The 580-nt window shown below is 70.5% G+C and carries 1 protein-coding gene and 1 pseudogene; one reads left to right on the top strand and one right to left on the bottom strand.

Features of this window, described 5'->3' with window-relative positions:
* Positions 1–154, top strand: a pseudogene (locus LPA54_RS35495) (TetR family transcriptional regulator); the annotation flags it as partial.
* Between the two features lie 19 nt (positions 155–173).
* Here the strand turns inward: LPA54_RS35495 and LPA54_RS35490 are convergent.
* Entirely contained in the window at positions 174–473 is a 300-nt protein-coding gene (locus LPA54_RS35490; protein ID WP_228915453.1) for a hypothetical protein, read from the bottom strand.
* Positions 474–580 lie beyond the last annotated feature (107 nt).

The raw sequence follows: 580 nt of genomic DNA, 5'->3' as shown, positions 1-580 counted from the left end.
CGTGAGGGCGGCCGGGGAGATCCGCGAGGACATCGCCGCCCTCACGCTCATGCGCGGCGTGGGCAACCTCTGCATCGGCGCGGAGACCGACCCCGACTACGACGCCCGCCGCCTCGCCGCGGTGCTGGTCGACGGGCTGCGCCGCCCCAGCTGACGACAGGCCTGGAACCCCGTCAGCCGGCGTCCGCCCCGGACTCCCCGTCCGACGCGAAGACCTCCGCCGTCGACGTCGCAGTGAGAGCCTTGCTGAACCACAGGCCCAGCACGTCGGGATCACCACAGCCGACAATGCGCTCCCGGTCCTCCTCGGAGACCTCGACACCCCGGTGCCCCAGCAGGAGCAGCAGATCCTTCGCCCGGCTCTCCGCCCGGCCCTCCGCCCGAAGCTGCTGCGCGGTCTGCGACTGGAAGAACGAGAGGTCGACGGCCATCAGATGCCCGTGGACAGTTCGACGGTGGGATGAGCTGACCATGAGGCGAAGCTAGGGGCGTTTGGCATGTGCCGAGCGGATATGCGGCAGTGATCACGCGACCGGGCGAACTGACCGGCGCGCGTTGACGCTCCCGCGCCCAAGCGAAA

It is taken from the genome of Streptomyces sp. DH12 (genome assembly GCF_020873895.1).
In the GTDB taxonomy this organism is placed as follows: Bacteria; Actinomycetota; Actinomycetes; order Streptomycetales; family Streptomycetaceae; genus Streptomyces.
The sequence above is the reverse complement of the archived record's forward strand: the minus strand, read 5'-3'. Positions and strand labels throughout refer to the sequence as shown.

Excerpts from the sequence above, each read along its gene's own strand:
- LPA54_RS35490 (WP_228915453.1), bottom strand. The coding sequence starts at position 473 with ATGGTCAGCTCATCCCACCGTCGAACTGTCCACGGGCATCTGATGGCC.